We start from the raw sequence: 14947 nt of genomic DNA on the forward strand, positions 1-14947 counted from the left end.
TGGATTGCCTGTGGAGAAGGTGACGATCAAGCCCACTGGAAGCACCCGGATGCCGGAAATCTCAAAACCGATTCCCCAGCATTTACTTCGAGCCCAAGCAATCAAAAGCCCCGAACCCCTGGGGCTAATCCCAAATCCCACAAAACACACAAAGCCCCCCTGTGGGAGCGAGCTTGCTCGCGATAGCGCCAGCCCAGCCGCCACAAAAATCAGAACTGAAACCCAACCCCCTGTAGGAGCAAGCTTGCTCGCGAAAAACGCAAGGCAACCAACATCTACTGTTGAATGACCACCGTCATACTGCAAACAACCTGAGTGGGATATTCCCCCGCCCCCACGCTACGCATGGAAGCGGGGGAAAACCCTTAACCAAGCTCACCACAGAAAATATCGGGATTCCCATCGGCCGGGCTCGTCCGCATCACCAACGCATATCCGCCGGACCGCAGCGAGTCATAAGCCAGGGGCACGCTCTTCCAGAGTTGGATCCCCGCCTGCTCGTTGAAGTTGTCGGCCACGATGCGATTGAGTGAATAGGCCGGCTTGGGCTCGTGCCTGGCGCAGCTTCCCGAGTAGATATAGGTATACAAGTGCGCCGGAATTGCAGTGCCATTGGGTATACCACCCACGAACAACGAGAGCGCCGTCTCACTACTGCTCAAGGGGGTCAGAATGGCCTGAGCGATATGCCCGGCATTGTGAGTAGTTGCATTCAAGGGAACGGCAACGATTTGCTTCGGGGCTGCACCAACCACGCAGATCCATCCAGCCACTACCATCAACGCCAGCGAAGTTACGACTTTCATCGTAAAACCTCCCGCCTTGTAAGGGCTCGTTGAAAAGATCCCCCACTGAATTTTAGTCAGCTGTACAAATCCTGAGGTTATTCGGATGGTCGGTCCAATGGCCATTGGGTTGTAGTTGCGTAAACGGGCGCTGTTCAAAACTCCGGCCAACACCCCACTCCCGTGAGACCACCCACCCTGTAGGAGCGAGCTTGCTCGCGAAAAACGCAAGGCATCCACATTCCCGCTGAATACCCTCGCTCTCCCCAACCAAACCCGCCTTCCAACGCGTCATGCCTGACGTCCATGACAGCAGCTACACGACAGTCCCGACCACTATCCCGCAGACCTCGACGTCGCCTGCGCAGATGCCGGCGCACAAGCCCGATCCCGCATCAGCACCTTCACCGCATCATCCACCAATGCCTTGCTCATCGCGGTCAAATAATGCGCAGTTCGGGCGTGGCGGTCGTTGTGTCTGGCGTAGCGCTTCGGTGAGAAACTGAAAATCAGAAGCCATAGCCAACGCATGTCAGGCCGATGGTTGTATCCGGATTGTTCGGTCATTGCCCGGCTCCGAGGAGGGAGAAGCAGTGAAGGAGATTCGAGGGTGGGCCGTTACATGTAGATTTAGTTTTTAGATAGGAAGCAGTGGCTTTCTTGCTGCTATGTTCTGGCATCGTAGAAGGGCTCCGCTCATCACAGCATCGGGCGACAACCTGCGGCGGATGCTATAGTCCGCCGCGTTTTTTAGCTTCGATTGCGCACGGAAGCACAAGGAGAATACTTATGACCATCTACACCGCGGGCTACGAAGGGCTCACGATCGACGCTTTCATCGCGCGACTCAAACAGGCCCAGATCGACAAGGTGCTTGATGTTCGGGAGTATCCGCTCTCTCGTAAAAAGGGTTTTTCCAAGAAGGCCTTTGCTGAGTGCCTGGCTGCTGCAGGCATTTCGTATGAGCACAGCCCACCACTCGGATGCCCAAAACCAATACGGAATCGGTACAAAGAAGATGGTGATTGGTCTGTGTACTCTCGCGACTTCCGAGCCTACATCCGAACCCAGGCCTCAGTGCTAAGTAGCCTCGTCTCCAGCGTCGCAGAACAGCGCATTTGCATGGTCTGCTATGAGGCTGATGCAAGCTTTTGCCATCGAAGCCTGATTGCGGAAGCCGCCCAAGAGTTGGAAAGCTCGCTGCAAGCCAAACATCTTCCAATCAAAATAGAGAAATTTGCGGATCTGTTTCATGCTGTAGCTTAGGCGGGTAGACGAGGCTAACAATCAGCCACTGCCCCGGGAATCGGTGGATAGTTCCCATCAACAGCATAAGGTCTTTACTTGGGAGCTCGATTTCCAGCTTTTGTCGAAACGGAGTTTCCCAGCCTTCTGCGCCATGTCGACGACGAACGTTCCTGTAAAGTTGGCTGATTTCCCAGTCCACGATCTTGTGGGTATAGGATTTGAGCTCTCCATCGACTAAGCATTCGTATGTGTAGTGGAAGTCGAATGGGACTTTCTCCAGTCGTTTTATGCTTGCTCGTTCCTGCTGCTCATCGAAAAGGTTCGGCTGTCGCTGTAGATGCTCCAGTTTTTCGATTTCCTGAGGTGTCCATTCTTCTGATGCTGCCTTACGAATATGTAGTGCGGCTATGCGTGCAGGCCTGACTAGGCCCAGGGTGACATTGTTACTCAGTCGCGCGTTCTCTAACTCATCAAAGCTGTCGTAGATGGTCAGCTTATCCAAAAACGTGCGTCGTTCTTTCCAGTCGCCCGCTGGTAGCCTTGTACCTACAGAAATAGTGTCTACCCCGATCTTGTGGCTTTCGGGTCTTCTGTCTGCCGGGCTTCTATCAATGAAGGCCTCAATCCATTGCCATTTCGCGAACTGTTGATCTTCAGTGACCAGGCGAAATGGAACAGGGTAAAGGCGTATTAGGTTGCCGTGTTCGTCCATACCTGCGACGCAGGACGTTTCGGAATATCTAGCGCTGGGTGATGGATATGTCTTGCAGAGTACAAGTATTCGAGCTTTCCGTCGCATTCTGACCAGATCCTTTTGGCTTTTTTGAACTCTACCTAGGCATTGGGGAGATGAACAGTTGTCAGTTGTATTTGGCAGTATGAGCAGACTGGTCTTACTGTTACTCCATATGTCTCGATTTACTCATTGGATTTTTTAAGAATCCTCAGCACGATAACCGGTGTACCAAGCTGCTACATTGTTTGCGCCCGGCTGAAATCAGATAACTGCTGGAAGCTGGCCGCTTCCTCCAGCCGGCGGCGCCGTCCGCTTGGATGTCGCCACATACCCGCGTTCCATGTGAAGTTGACGTCGACATGTTCACCAGGCTCCGACAGCATCAATCCCAATCGCGCCCGATCCTTTTTTGCTGGCTCGGTCCGGCATTACGTTCGGGCCTTCTTGTTCATGAAACATGAAAGTTGCCCAAGCCAATCCCCTGTAGGAGCGAGCTTGCTCGCGAAAAACCCAAGGCAACCACCAACTCATTGAATGCCCAAGCCTCCCGCAACCAAACCTGAGAATCATCTGGCCGGCCTCCCCACCTCACGGAGGTGGCGCAAAATTCAAGGTGCGAACTTAGACTTTTGCTGTGAGGAGGCCGTGATGAAATTCTGTGGCATAGACCTGCATTCGAACAACAGTGTGGTGGTGGTTACCGACGAAACGGACCGGGTCCTGGTCAGTCGGCGCTGCCCCAATGAGCTGACGCAGATTCTCCCGCTACTCGAACCGCACCGTGCCGAACTGCTCGGTGTCGTGGTCGAGTCGACCTACAACTGGTACTGGCTGGTCGATGGCCTCAAGACGGCCGGCTTCGAGGTCAAACTGGCCAACCCGGTGGCGATGCAACGCTACAACGGTTTAAAGCATTCCGACGATCAGGATGATGCGGCGTTCCTCGCGCAGTTGTTGCGGCTGGGGATCTTGCCGACTGGCTATATCCACCCGCCGCAAGAACGGGCTCTGCGCGATTTGGCGCGCAAACGTATTCAGTTGGTGCGCAACCGGACTCAGCACATTCTGGCCGCCGAAAACATCATGGCGCGCCAGTTTGGCCAGCGATTGAGTTGCAACGAAGTCAAAGGGCTGTCAGCCACAGGCGTGGACAGGCTGGGCCTGCCCACGCCTGCGGCGCTGGCGATGAAAGCCAATGTCGCCATCGTCCAGGCGTTGCAGGCTCAGATTGATGTTCTTGAGGCCCGCTTGCTGCAGGACGCCAGCCTGCGCCCAGAGTTTGCTTTATTAAAAACGATGCCTGGAGTGGGCGAAGTACTGGCCACGGTCATCATGCTGGAAACGGGCGATATTGAGCGCTTTGCCGACGTCGGCAACTTCGCCTCGTATGCCCGCTGCGTAAAGAGTGCGCATTACTCCAACGGCAAGAAAAAGGGCGAAGGCAACACCAAGAACGGCAACGCTTACTTGATCTGGGCCTTTATCGAAGCGGCGAATTTTGCGCGGCGCTTCAGCGAGGACGCCCGACGTTTTTTCGAGAAAAAGAAAGCCAAGACCAATGCCGTGGTTGCCACCAAAGCGCTGGCGCACAAACTGGCGCGGGCGAGTTATCACATCCTGAAGGAGAAACAGCCTTTTGATGCCAGGCGCTGTTTCGCCTGAAGGCGAGTTAAGGTGATGGCCGATCAACCAAAAAGGGACTGGGCGTGAACCACAAAATCTGAGTGGCGGTCGGCTGTCACCGCCTGCGTGGGTGGTAACCGGGTCGTCTGCCAAGTGAGCCCGCCGGGACTGGACGGGTTTTTTTTGCACGAGCCACAGTTCTGTGACACGTTTTGGACACATTGGCGGCACCAACGTTTCTCTGGGGCAGTTGACTGCCAGGGCGGTGCTGGCTGTAGCGCCACCGCTTGATCCACATGGGTGTCAGGCACGACTCGGTCGTAGCCAATGATGAGGAAACGGGTTCGACGGGTTCAACCAGTCAGGTTGAGATAATGGGAAACCCTGCAGTTAAAGGCTGCAGGGCGAGTGGGCTTTTAGCCTTGACTTGAGACCGGCTAATGGGCGTCCCTACAAACGACATGCCTGTCGCCTAAAAACCAGAACCTACCCTTCAGCCTCAGCCGCCCGCCTGGACATCGGCGCAACCGTCCGATCCCGCGTCAGCACCTTCACCGCATCATCCACCAACGCCTTACTCATCGAAGTCAGATAATGCGCAGCCCAGGCGTGACGGTCAGTGTCTGTGGCATAAGCAGAATCTTCAGTGAGCGTCTTGGCCAGGAACAGAAAATCGGAAGCCATGGACAACGCATCGCCGAGAGGAACGCCGCGAGTGACATGAAACAGCGCTTGATCCGCGCAGTAGATGGCGGGCGTCAGGCCGATGGTTTTGAGTTCAGTTTGTTCAGTCATTGGCCACCTCCGAGGATGGAGAGGCAATGGGGGGAGGGGGTTACGCGATTGGAAGTTGTGTGAAAGGAAAAGCCAAGTTTCGTACACATTGACTTGGTAATTTGGCTGCGGCAGCATTGACGTCAATCGCGCCCGATCCTCTGGTGCTGGCTCAGTCCGGCATTACGTTCGGGCCTTCTTGTTTCTGGAGCATGGAAGTTGACTGCTCCAGCTTCTCATACGCCGTTGCGTACATACCTGATTTTGTTGAGCGCTGCGTAATTGTAAGCCCCGAATTACTCGAGGCTCATCGCTTCTCAGGCGCTATCCTTCGGATTTCGCTGTCGTCTGCTTAGGTGTCATTGCGGAAGTACGATCCCGCGTAAGCACCTTCACCGCATCATCCACCAATGCCTTGCTCATCGAAGTCAAATAATGCGCTGCCCAAGCGTGATAATCCGTGTCCCTGGCATAAGCCGCATCCTTACTCAGCGCCTTGGCCAGAAACAGAAAATCAGAAGCCATCGCCAACGCATCCCCGAGGGGAACGTCACGCGTGACATGGAACAGTGCTTGATCCGCGCAGTAGATGGCGGGCGTCAGGCCAATGGTTTTGATATCAGGTTGTTCAGTCATTGGCCACCTCCGAGGATGGAGAGGCAATGGGGGAGGGCATTACGTGATTGGGAATTGCATAGAGGGGAAAGCCAAATTTCAAACGGATTGATACTGCGCATTATCCAACTCCTTGATATGAGGAGCTGCCACGTTCGTTTCCACACGAATGGGTGACAGCTGTGCGCAGGGTGGAAAACCGGGAATCAAGGAAACCGGTACGCCCGAAGACGTCCCACGCACAGCCGCCATAACTCACGCCGCAGGCATAAAAAAAGCGCCGGCAGACATGATGGGGCGCTGTTGCGCCTTGAGTTACACGGGTTTCCACACCCGGTCGCTGAATTGGCAGCGACGGTGGGAGGGTAGCGCGCTGACCAGCCTTCCGCAACCTCCAGAAAAAGACCAGTACAAGTTCTTTTACTCTGAAATGACAGGGATTGAGCTGGCGCAGAAGTTAAAGCTATCCCTCGACCGAACTCTCGCGAAAGACTTTCCCATCACCCTATGGGTTCCAACGAGCTAGAAAACTTGTTGACTTGTATAGTTTGGTGGTCTTTCTCAAATGTGTCTGGATCCATTATCCAGCTATCGATTTTTTCATAATCAAAGATTGGTCTACCTCCAAGAAATACTCGGCCACTTTCTTTGTTTGGCCAATAAATTGCAGTCTGTCTGGAGTTCATGTGCTGCGCCACTGCTACTAATTGCGGCGATCCGCCAATACTGTCAGTAGGTCCAGTCTCTCTAAGGCAATCTCTTAATACCTCAAATGGCTCCATGTGGAAAGCTTGTTTGAAAGTGCTTTCTTTTGATACAGCTTCATGGCCATGCCTTTGTTTGAGTAAATCTAAAAGTTTTTTGTAGGCTGTTCTATCCCAGTCTCCGGAAAAAAGAACCTTCCCGAAATTTCCAATGCCTTTGACGCATGGGCGATAAACAAATTTGTTATCACTCTTTCTGAATGAGATTTTATCGATGTGAAATTCTTTGTGGAACCAAGAGTATCCTCCTAGTAAAAAGCCTGTGTCAGGGTTTTCAAAGCCTTTGACGTAAGCACTGAATTGTGAATACATCCCATTCATTATGTTTAGAATGTGGTGTCTTAAATGAACGTAATCTACAACCCCGTCAGCTAATGGGCGGAAGGAGCTAATGGATTCACTTATCTGATGTAGTATGGGGTAGGCAAAATACGTGTCCCCAGAGAAAGCTAAAATACTATCCCCCCTAGGAAGTTGAATTATTTTTGGGCAACAATCTAATGAGCCTCCACCACTAAGTCTGCTGTCTGAGGCAAAAACGAGCTCTTGGGCACCTTGTGCTGTTGTCCTAACCCAACCAACTACTAGAGTCACGTATATTCCTTTTTATAGAGTTGTTATTGATAAGTGTCTTCGGTTTGCAACTTTCCGTAAGCGAGGGGGTAGTAGCTGTCCGGAACCATTGGTTCGGATGGGGCCGGCGGAGTCATAAAGCTACACTGCCCAATCATAACGGTGTTTGTGTGGTGTTTCGTATTCGCTAGGAATAAGACCGCAGCCATTGCTAACGGTGTTGCCCTGGCTGAAAGAATACATCCTTCAATTGCAATTTTTTGATGAGTATCGGCAGTAAACGGGGGGGGCAGATTTATTGTTTAAATAACAATAAATCTGTCCCCCGTTTTTGTCCGATTTCTTAACTCGTCATCTGTGTTATAAAGCGAGAGGGCTGCTGGGCTTTCACATCCCCCCATGGCATTTTTCGACGCTTAGGGTAAGTTATATATATCCAGCGCCTAGATCTTGTAACCGCAACGAACGCACTGTTGCGCTCTTCATCTATTTCGTGAGGAAGCTTCGCACGATAATCAGGGAAGACTCCCTCGCACATGCCCATTAGAAAAACGATATCTTTTTCTAGGCCTTTCATAGTGTGTACCGTACTTAAAGTCAGTCCCTTAGGATCATACTCGCCATTTAGTTGACCTAGCGCCATAGCATTTCTGAACGCCAAAAGAGACTCGCCTAGTCCTTTTTTTCTGAATAGTGTCCAGCTTTCTCGAAGTTCTTCAAGTTCGAGCAAAGAAATTTCTACTTCTTCATCTCTCTCGGGAGTATCTTGTTTGCCGAGTTCTATTAGTGTTTTATGAAATGCTAAATAAAGTTTAGGTATGTTCGGGGCTTCAGTTTTTAGCTGATATATGGCTGCTAAAAGATCTGCCTGCAAGTCTGAAAAAGGTATTTCTGCTGTGCGTGCTTTGTTAGAAAGCTCTAGTAATATCCCCTCGTCGCCCCAAGATGTAGGAGGTGACACCTTGAGTGTGGAACATAACTTTTTACCATCAACCCAGTCTTTTGGATTTAATTTTAGGCGCAGTCCTAGGTCTAAAACTTTTCCAAACGTGGAATTTGATTCCGCGCCGCGCTCGCCCTTTTTTAACGAGAAGGGAATGGTGTTGGTCTTGAGTTTCTCTTCTAATGTCAAAAAAACGAAGCGATTCCTGGCAATAATAACCATATTGTTCAATGAGATACGCCCCTCAATCTCGGGGTGCTCACCCAAAGAGAGAATGTTTTTAATGCTCTGGCATATCCATTCCGCTTCAGTATCTTCATCGTCAAGGGCCAAAATTTTTTGATCGCCCTTTAATGCAAAGTCTGTAATTACCTGGGAACCAGGTTTCAATTTATTTGCTAGTTCAATAACTGCCTGCGAGCTTCTGTAGTTTTCAGTAAGTGTGTAGCGCTGAGGTAGAAAGTCCTTGATGAAAAAATCGCACAGAAACTTATTTGATGAACCATTGAAGCCGTAAATCATTTGGTTGGGGTCGCCAACCATGAATATGCTCTTTATTTGTTCGCCACAGAATGCTTTAATGAACTCGTACTGAGCTCTATTGAGATCTTGGGCTTCGTCTACACAAATATGTTTGAATTTTGCTCTATAAATATCTGCGCACCATGGTTGTTCCATTAGGATGCGGTGCGCATAAACTAGTATGTCATCAAAATCAATTCCGCCACTTTCGATAAGCGCTTGCTGATAAGCGCTGTATGTGGCCCAAAAACCTTCTTCGGTATATCGTGCTTTTACTTCATCTTCAGTTAGTAGTTCTCTTTTAATTATCGAGAATCTATCCATGTAATTTTGGATTATCTGAGAGCGGTTTTTTCTGAGGTTGACATCATCAACCTCTAAGAAAGAGTCTATTTCAACTCCGTTCTCGCGCAATGATTGGAGGAAGATTGTCTTTCTGTCTTGGTCTCTTTCAAAAATTTGAAGCTCAGCTGGTAGTCCAATGGTGTGGCCATATTGACTAATAACCCTCTGGGCCACCGAATGTATGGTAGATATCCAGCAGCGATCTTCAACGTCCTCCAAGTCTGTAAGGCGCTGCAACATCTCTTCCGCTGCTTTGTTTGTGAAGGTTAGGGCGATTACTCGATCTTTTTTTGTAGAAAGTACAATATGGCGGACTCGTTCCGTGAGAACTCTTGTCTTTCCTGAGCCGGCTGATGCAAGTACCTGAATTGCCTGACCTAAAGGTGCCTGTATTATTTGAGATTGACTCGAGGAAAGGTTCATCGTGTTGTCCATCCGTTTTTAATCTTTTCAAAGAACTCTATGACTTTGGGAGGTAGTTTGTCGTTATCCAAAGTGCATAAGGCCTGAGCTACCATCGGAGCGTATTTGGTTTTGCTTGAATCCAAGATTTCAAGGATAGCACGATTTAGACCTCCTTCTTCTTTGTAATCCCTTAACTGGTCTTCAAATATAGGTTGGGCGCATTCTTTGCAAGGAGGCTTGTTAGTTTTCTTTCTACCCAGAAAAGCTCCGTTTCTCGTTCCAATCCAGTCATTAATAAAGTCTTTCCCATCTGATTCTAAAATTGCTTTCTCAATGAGGTCCCTATACCCGTTATTTAGCAGGTAGCCCTCAAAATCTGTGCCGTCAAGAATTGTTATGTGGTCGTCGTTACTAATGTCTGCTCCAGGGAAAATCTCTGAATAATGCTTTTGTAGGCCTTTGACAGCTGCGGCTTCCCCATCGCTGAACACGAATACGGGAATTGAAAAATCTTTAGCGAAAGTCAAAAATGGTAAGTATTTTTTTCCCGAACCCCCAACACCAATGAAAGTGATGCCTAGAACAAATGGGTCATGGTCGAAGTATTTTTTGAACAGGATTGGAAGTGCTTGTTCTTCCGTCTCGCCTTCACAAAGTATTATGGCGTTTGAGAATAGCAGTTCGCCCCTAGAATGTATGACTTCCCGCTGAAGTCTTCGTTTCTCCTCTGGGTCTAGGTCAGGACGTAGCATGTCAATATAAACTTCATCCCCAGCTCTTCTTATATGCCGAAGGTTTTCTTGGCTACACATAGCTGCTAGATAGGGTGAGTGAGTGCTTACTATGACTTGTCTCTTTGGATCTGCAAGTTGGGTGTATAGGGTTTTCTGCGCATTAGGATGAAGGTGTGCTTCAGGTTCTTCTGCGGCAAGTATAGGAAGAAAAGGCTCTGCTTCATTAGCATATTTTTCTGCTGTCATATCCAAGAAGGACTTGACGGTTAACATTGATGCCCAGCTGCGAGTTCCCATCCCATGGTATTCCATAGAAAATGAGTTGGTCGCCGATTCGCCAAAGTGGATAGAGAAGTGTTTTGATAAGTCTCGGATTTTTTTAGGTAGCGGAGTGATTTCCGCGCTACCGGAACCACTGAAGGACTGGCTCAATCCCTCCAAGTGTTTTTTTAGATTTTGAAGTTCTGGGCTTTTCGCAACTGCTTCATCATTTGCTGTTTTGATGATGTCTTCTAGAGTGGCAATATCTTTGTCATTGTAATTTATATTGCTTAGCACTTTTCCGATAAAAGAGGATTTGTCTCTGAGCTCGAGATGAATGTCGCGTTGAGCGTCAATAGGTATTAGTGGGATGTTGAATTTTTTATTGCCGAGTTTCGTTTTTCTGAGTTTTTCATCTGCCCAATTTGTTACGTCAGGCCAGCGATCAAGGGTGCTTCTTAGAGTCTCGAATCCACCTTTTATTGAGTTGGGAGTGCTTTTGGTTCTTATGGCGACAAACTGTTTTCCGTCTGCTTCGGATTGTATATTATCTCCAAAATGCTCGATCCACGCGTCGGGAAATTTTTCAACTCTTGTACCTTTGTCGTCAATGGCGATGACTCTAACATCTACTAATATAAAGCTGGCTTTGGTTTGATCTGCTGCAATATAAATGTCTTCTTCGGCAACGTATCGTGAGTAGTCGCCTAAAGCGAGTTGGAAGGCCTTTATTATTGATGTTTTGCCTGAGTTGTTGGTGCCAATCAATACGGCTACTTTAGGGAGTGAAACCTCAATGTTTCGTAAACCTCTAAAGCCACTAATTCTAATTGTGTCGACTTGTATATCCATTTTTGCCGGCGCTCCCATTAGGTCGCATGACTCTACTACTTTATTCATGACATCAACAAGTCGACAAAAAGGGGGGCTCAGGTCGCGTAAGCATTGACGTGGCTATTAAGCTGCGACCGCATAAATCCCAGCTGCGCCCGATCCTCTGGTGCTGGCTTTGTCCGGCATTACGTTCGGGTCTTCTTGTTTCTGAAGCATGGAAGTTAGCTACGACAGCCCATCGCAAGCAGTTTCGTACCTATCCCGAATTGGTCGCAGTAAATTGCACCAGCCACGATCTGGAATAACGACGTCGCTGATGTGATCGGCTGCAAGCTAGTTATTCCGGGCTGCACCTTCAAGGCGATGGGGGGCAAACCGGACTCCCTCGGCACCTGTTCGGGGATAGCATGGTTGATGAAACGCCATGGCAGGTTTGCCGCCCCATCCCAAGCCACATCGAGGTAGTCGGCCACCCAATCGAATTCTTACTGGATGGCTTTCAAATAATCCCTGAGTGCAATTAGCGGGTTATCAAGCTGCTCCATTGTCTGTGCAATGCTGAAATCAGCCGCCAATCTATTCAACTCCCGTCCAAGGGGTTTTTCCGCGCCGCCTAGAGCCTCCATCGCTAATCCTACACAGTCGTCCACTTTTTGCAGAATTGTCTCAACATCCCCCCGACGCACCAGCAACTCAAACACATCCCGCTGGTAGTCACCCATCACCAGATCGTCACGCAAAATCGGGCTTGAATCTTCCGATTCATAAGCCAGTTTGAGGGAGAAGAGGGCGACGGTTTCCAGGTGCAATTCCATGGGGGGAATCCTTGTGAAATGTTCTTCCGGCGAGAAGGGTAGAAGAGAAGCAGGATCAAAAGATCGCAGCCTTCGGCAGCTCCTACAGGTCGGCGCGTTGTCAGCAGAGTGTTAGCGGGGTGTCAGTGGTGGCTTTTCTATAGGCGAAAAAAAAGGCCTTGCAAAGCAAGACCTTTCTTAATTTTGGTGCCCCGAGGGAGACTCGAACTCCCACTCCTTTCGAAAACGGATTTTGAATCCGCCGCGTCTACCAATTCCGCCATCAGGGCTCAATGGCGGCGAAGTATAGAGATGAGATAACCGCTGGTCAATCAGGTACATGGAGAATTTTTGATATTTCCGCTAGACTTCCCGGCCCTGCTAGACGACACCCCATCATGCGCGTTGCTGACTTTACCTTCGAGCTCCCTGATTCGCTGATCGCCCGCCATCCGCTGGCCGAGCGGCGCAATAGTCGCCTGTTGACCCTGGATGGGGTCAGCGGCGCCCTGGCACACCGTCAATTCACTGATTTGCTGGAGCTTTTGCGTCCCGGCGACTTGATGGTGTTCAACAATACCCGGGTGATTCCGGCGCGGCTGTTTGGCCAGAAGGCTTCCGGCGGCAAGCTGGAAATCCTGGTGGAGCGGGTGCTCGACAGTCATCGCGTGCTGGCCCATGTGCGTTCCAGCAAGTCGCCCAAGCCGGGGTCGAAGATCCTCATCGACGGCGGTGGCGAGGCCGAGATGTTGGCGCGGCACGATGCGTTGTTCGAGCTTAAGTTCGCCGAGGAGGTGTTGCCGCTGCTCGACCGTGTCGGGCACATGCCGTTGCCTCCTTATATAGACCGTCCGGATGAAGGCGCCGACCGCGAGCGTTACCAGACCGTCTACGCCGAGCGTTTGGGCGCGGTGGCGGCGCCGACGGCGGGGCTGCATTTCGATCAGGTGTTGATGGAGGCGATTGCCGCCAAGGGCGTCGAGACCGCGTTCGTGACCCTGCACGTCGGCGCTGGCACTTTCCAGCCGGTGCGCGTGGAGAAGATCGAAGACCACCACATGCACAGCGAATGGCTGGAAGTCGGCCAGGACGTGGTCGATGCCGTTGCCGCCTGCCGCGCTCGCGGTGGCCGGGTGGTGGCCGTGGGGACCACCAGCGTGCGTTCCCTGGAAAGCGCCGCCCGCGATGGCGTGCTCAAGCCGTTCAGCGGCGACACCGACATTTTTATCTACCCGGGCCGGCCGTTCCATGTGGTCGATGCCCTGGTCACCAATTTCCATTTGCCCGAATCCACGCTGTTGATGCTGGTTTCGGCGTTCGCCGGTTATCCCGAGACCATGGCCGCCTATAAAGCCGCCGTCGACAACGAATACCGCTTTTTCAGCTACGGTGATGCGATGTTTATCACCCGTAATCCCGCACCACGTGGCCCAGAGGAAACAGAATGAGTCGCACCAGTCGCATGTCTTTTGAGCTCCTTGCCACAGATGGCAAGGCTCGTCGCGGTCGTTTGACCTTCCCGCGCGGTACCGTCGAGACCCCGGCTTTCATGCCGGTGGGCACCTACGGCACGGTCAAGGGCATGCTGCCACGGGATATCGAGGCGACTGGCGCTGAAATCATTCTGGGCAACACTTTCCACCTGTGGTTGCGCCCGGGCACGGAAGTGATCAAAAAGCACGGCGACCTGCACGATTTCATGCAGTGGAAAGGCCCGATTTTGACCGACTCCGGTGGTTTCCAGGTGTTCAGCCTGGGCGCCATGCGCAAGATCAAGGAGGAGGGTGTGACCTTCGCTTCCCCGGTCGATGGCGCCAAGGTGTTCATGGGCCCGGAAGAGTCGATGCAGGTCCAGCGTGACCTGGGCTCCGACATCGTGATGATTTTCGACGAATGCACGCCGTACCCAGCCGACGAAGACGTCGCCCGCGTATCGATGGAATTGTCCCTGCGTTGGGCCAAGCGTTCGAAAGAAGCCCATGGCGATAACACGGCGGCGCTGTTCGGCATCGTTCAGGGCGGCATGCACCAGGACCTGCGCATGCGCTCCCTGGAAGGTCTCGACAAGATCGGCTTCGATGGCCTGGCCATCGGCGGTCTGTCGGTGGGCGAACCCAAGCACGAAATGATCAAGGTGCTGGATTACCTGCCGGGCATGATGCCGGCTGACAAACCTCGTTACCTTATGGGCGTTGGCAAACCGGAAGACTTGGTTGAGGGTGTGCGCCGCGGTGTGGACATGTTCGATTGCGTGATGCCAACCCGTAATGCCCGCAACGGGCATCTGTTCATCGATACCGGCGTGCTGAAGATCCGTAACGCGTTCCATCGCCATGATGATTCGCCGCTCGATCCGACCTGCGATTGCTATACCTGCCAGAACTTCTCCCGCGCTTATCTGCATCACCTGGACAAGTGCGGCGAAATGCTGGGAAGCATGCTCAATACCATCCATAACTTGCGCCATTATCAAGTGCTTATGGCTGGTTTGCGCGAGGCTATTCAACAGGGTACATTGGCCGCCTTTGTCGATGCCTTCTACGCCAAACGCGGGCTTGCCGTGCCGCCTTTGGACTGAGTTTTCTGACCCCAAGATTCAACATTTGCAACTGGAGTGCTAAATGAGCTTTTTTATCTCTAATGCCATGGCTGACGCCGCTGCACCTGCTGCGGGCCCAATGGGTGGCGGTTTCGAGTGGATTTTCCTGGTCGGTTTCCTGGTCATCTTCTACCTGATGATCTGGCGTCCACAGGCCAAGCGCGCCAAAGAGCAGAAAAACCTGCTGAGCAGCCTGCAGAAAGGCGACGAAGTTGTGACCACCGGCGGCATCGCCGGCAAGATCACTAAAGTGGCCGACGACTTCGTCGTTCTGGAAGTTTCCGACACCGTCGAAATGAAATTCCAGAAAGGCGCCATTGCCGCCACGCTGCCAAAAGGCACGCTCAAAGCGATCTAAGTTTCAACTTCATCTTCAATCGACGGGGCGCGCA

13 protein-coding genes, 1 tRNA gene and 1 pseudogene are annotated in these 14947 nt (G+C 51.4%); 5 read left to right on the forward strand and 10 right to left on the reverse strand.

The genetic code is table 11. From position 1 onward, the window contains the following. Positions 1-365 precede the first annotated feature (365 nt). Positions 366-806 carry a hypothetical protein gene (locus tag KGA83_RS28660; protein ID WP_223531431.1) on the reverse strand — a complete coding sequence of 147 codons (441 nt, stop codon included), beginning with the start codon at positions 804-806 and terminating at the stop codon, positions 366-368. Positions 807-1121: 315 nt separating this feature from the next. Further along, a pseudogene (locus tag KGA83_RS28665) lies at positions 1122-1314 on the reverse strand (DUF3077 domain-containing protein); the annotation flags it as partial. A 260-nt stretch (positions 1315-1574) separates the two neighbouring features. Between KGA83_RS28665 and KGA83_RS28670 the strand changes: the two are divergent. Further along, entirely contained in the window at positions 1575-2051 is a 477-nt protein-coding gene (locus KGA83_RS28670; protein ID WP_223531432.1) for a DUF488 family protein, read from the forward strand. Here the strand turns inward: KGA83_RS28670 and KGA83_RS28675 are convergent. Then, positions 2008-2745, reverse strand: coding sequence for a hypothetical protein (locus KGA83_RS28675; RefSeq protein WP_177413288.1), 738 nt, complete (start codon positions 2743-2745; stop codon positions 2008-2010). The genes KGA83_RS28670 and KGA83_RS28675 overlap by 44 nt on opposite strands. 558 nt (positions 2746-3303) lie before the next feature. On the opposite strand from KGA83_RS28675, the gene KGA83_RS28680 reads away from it, so the two are divergent. After that, complete coding sequence (locus KGA83_RS28680) at positions 3304-4431, forward strand: IS110 family transposase (protein WP_223531433.1); 1128 nt, start codon at positions 3304-3306, stop codon at positions 4429-4431. Positions 4432-4878: 447 nt separating this feature from the next. Here KGA83_RS28680 and KGA83_RS28685 read toward each other — a convergent pair whose 3' ends face one another. The 7 genes from KGA83_RS28685 to KGA83_RS28715 form a co-directional block, all read right to left on the reverse strand. Continuing rightward, positions 4879-5187: a DUF3077 domain-containing protein gene (locus KGA83_RS28685; RefSeq protein WP_223531434.1), complete on the reverse strand. Its 309-nt coding sequence runs from the start codon at positions 5185-5187 to the stop codon at positions 4879-4881. A 303-nt stretch (positions 5188-5490) separates the two neighbouring features. Then, positions 5491-5802, reverse strand: a complete 312-nt coding sequence (locus tag KGA83_RS28690) for a DUF3077 domain-containing protein (RefSeq protein WP_223531435.1) — start codon at positions 5800-5802, stop codon at positions 5491-5493. 479 nt (positions 5803-6281) lie between these two features. Continuing rightward, on the reverse strand, positions 6282-7139 hold the full coding sequence (locus KGA83_RS28695; RefSeq protein ID WP_223531436.1) for a hypothetical protein: 858 nt from the start codon (positions 7137-7139) through the stop codon (positions 6282-6284). Between the two features lie 322 nt (positions 7140-7461). Further along, a complete protein-coding gene (locus KGA83_RS28700; protein WP_223531437.1) occupies positions 7462-9351 on the reverse strand; it encodes an ATP-dependent helicase in 1890 nt (629 codons plus the stop codon). Further along, complete coding sequence (locus tag KGA83_RS28705; protein WP_223531438.1) at positions 9348-11228, reverse strand: ATP-dependent nuclease; 1881 nt, start codon at positions 11226-11228, stop codon at positions 9348-9350. The genes KGA83_RS28700 and KGA83_RS28705 overlap by 4 nt, the downstream gene beginning before the upstream one ends. A 419-nt stretch (positions 11229-11647) precedes the next feature. Next, positions 11648-11977: a hypothetical protein gene (locus KGA83_RS28710; RefSeq protein WP_223531439.1), complete on the reverse strand. Its 330-nt coding sequence runs from the start codon at positions 11975-11977 to the stop codon at positions 11648-11650. 184 nt (positions 11978-12161) lie between these two features. Further along, positions 12162-12246: transfer RNA gene (locus KGA83_RS28715), tRNA-Leu, on the reverse strand. A gap of 108 nt (positions 12247-12354) precedes the next feature. Between KGA83_RS28715 and queA the strand changes: the two genes are divergently transcribed. From queA to yajC, 3 genes are read left to right on the forward strand one after another with little or no spacing between them, the layout of a single operon-like run. Continuing rightward, positions 12355-13404 carry a tRNA preQ1(34) S-adenosylmethionine ribosyltransferase-isomerase QueA gene (gene queA, locus KGA83_RS28720; RefSeq protein WP_223531440.1) on the forward strand — a complete coding sequence of 350 codons (1050 nt, stop codon included), beginning with the start codon at positions 12355-12357 and terminating at the stop codon, positions 13402-13404. A gap of 14 nt (positions 13405-13418) precedes the next feature. Then, complete coding sequence (tgt, locus tag KGA83_RS28725; protein ID WP_223531444.1) at positions 13419-14534, forward strand: tRNA guanosine(34) transglycosylase Tgt; 1116 nt, start codon at positions 13419-13421, stop codon at positions 14532-14534. Between the two features lie 43 nt (positions 14535-14577). Continuing rightward, entirely contained in the window at positions 14578-14913 is a 336-nt protein-coding gene (gene yajC, locus KGA83_RS28730) for a preprotein translocase subunit YajC (RefSeq protein WP_007982729.1), read from the forward strand. The last annotated feature ends 34 nt before the right edge of the window (positions 14914-14947 follow it).

This window comes from Pseudomonas sp. GL-R-19, from assembly GCF_019956375.1.
Classification (GTDB): Bacteria; Pseudomonadota; Gammaproteobacteria; order Pseudomonadales; family Pseudomonadaceae; genus Aquipseudomonas.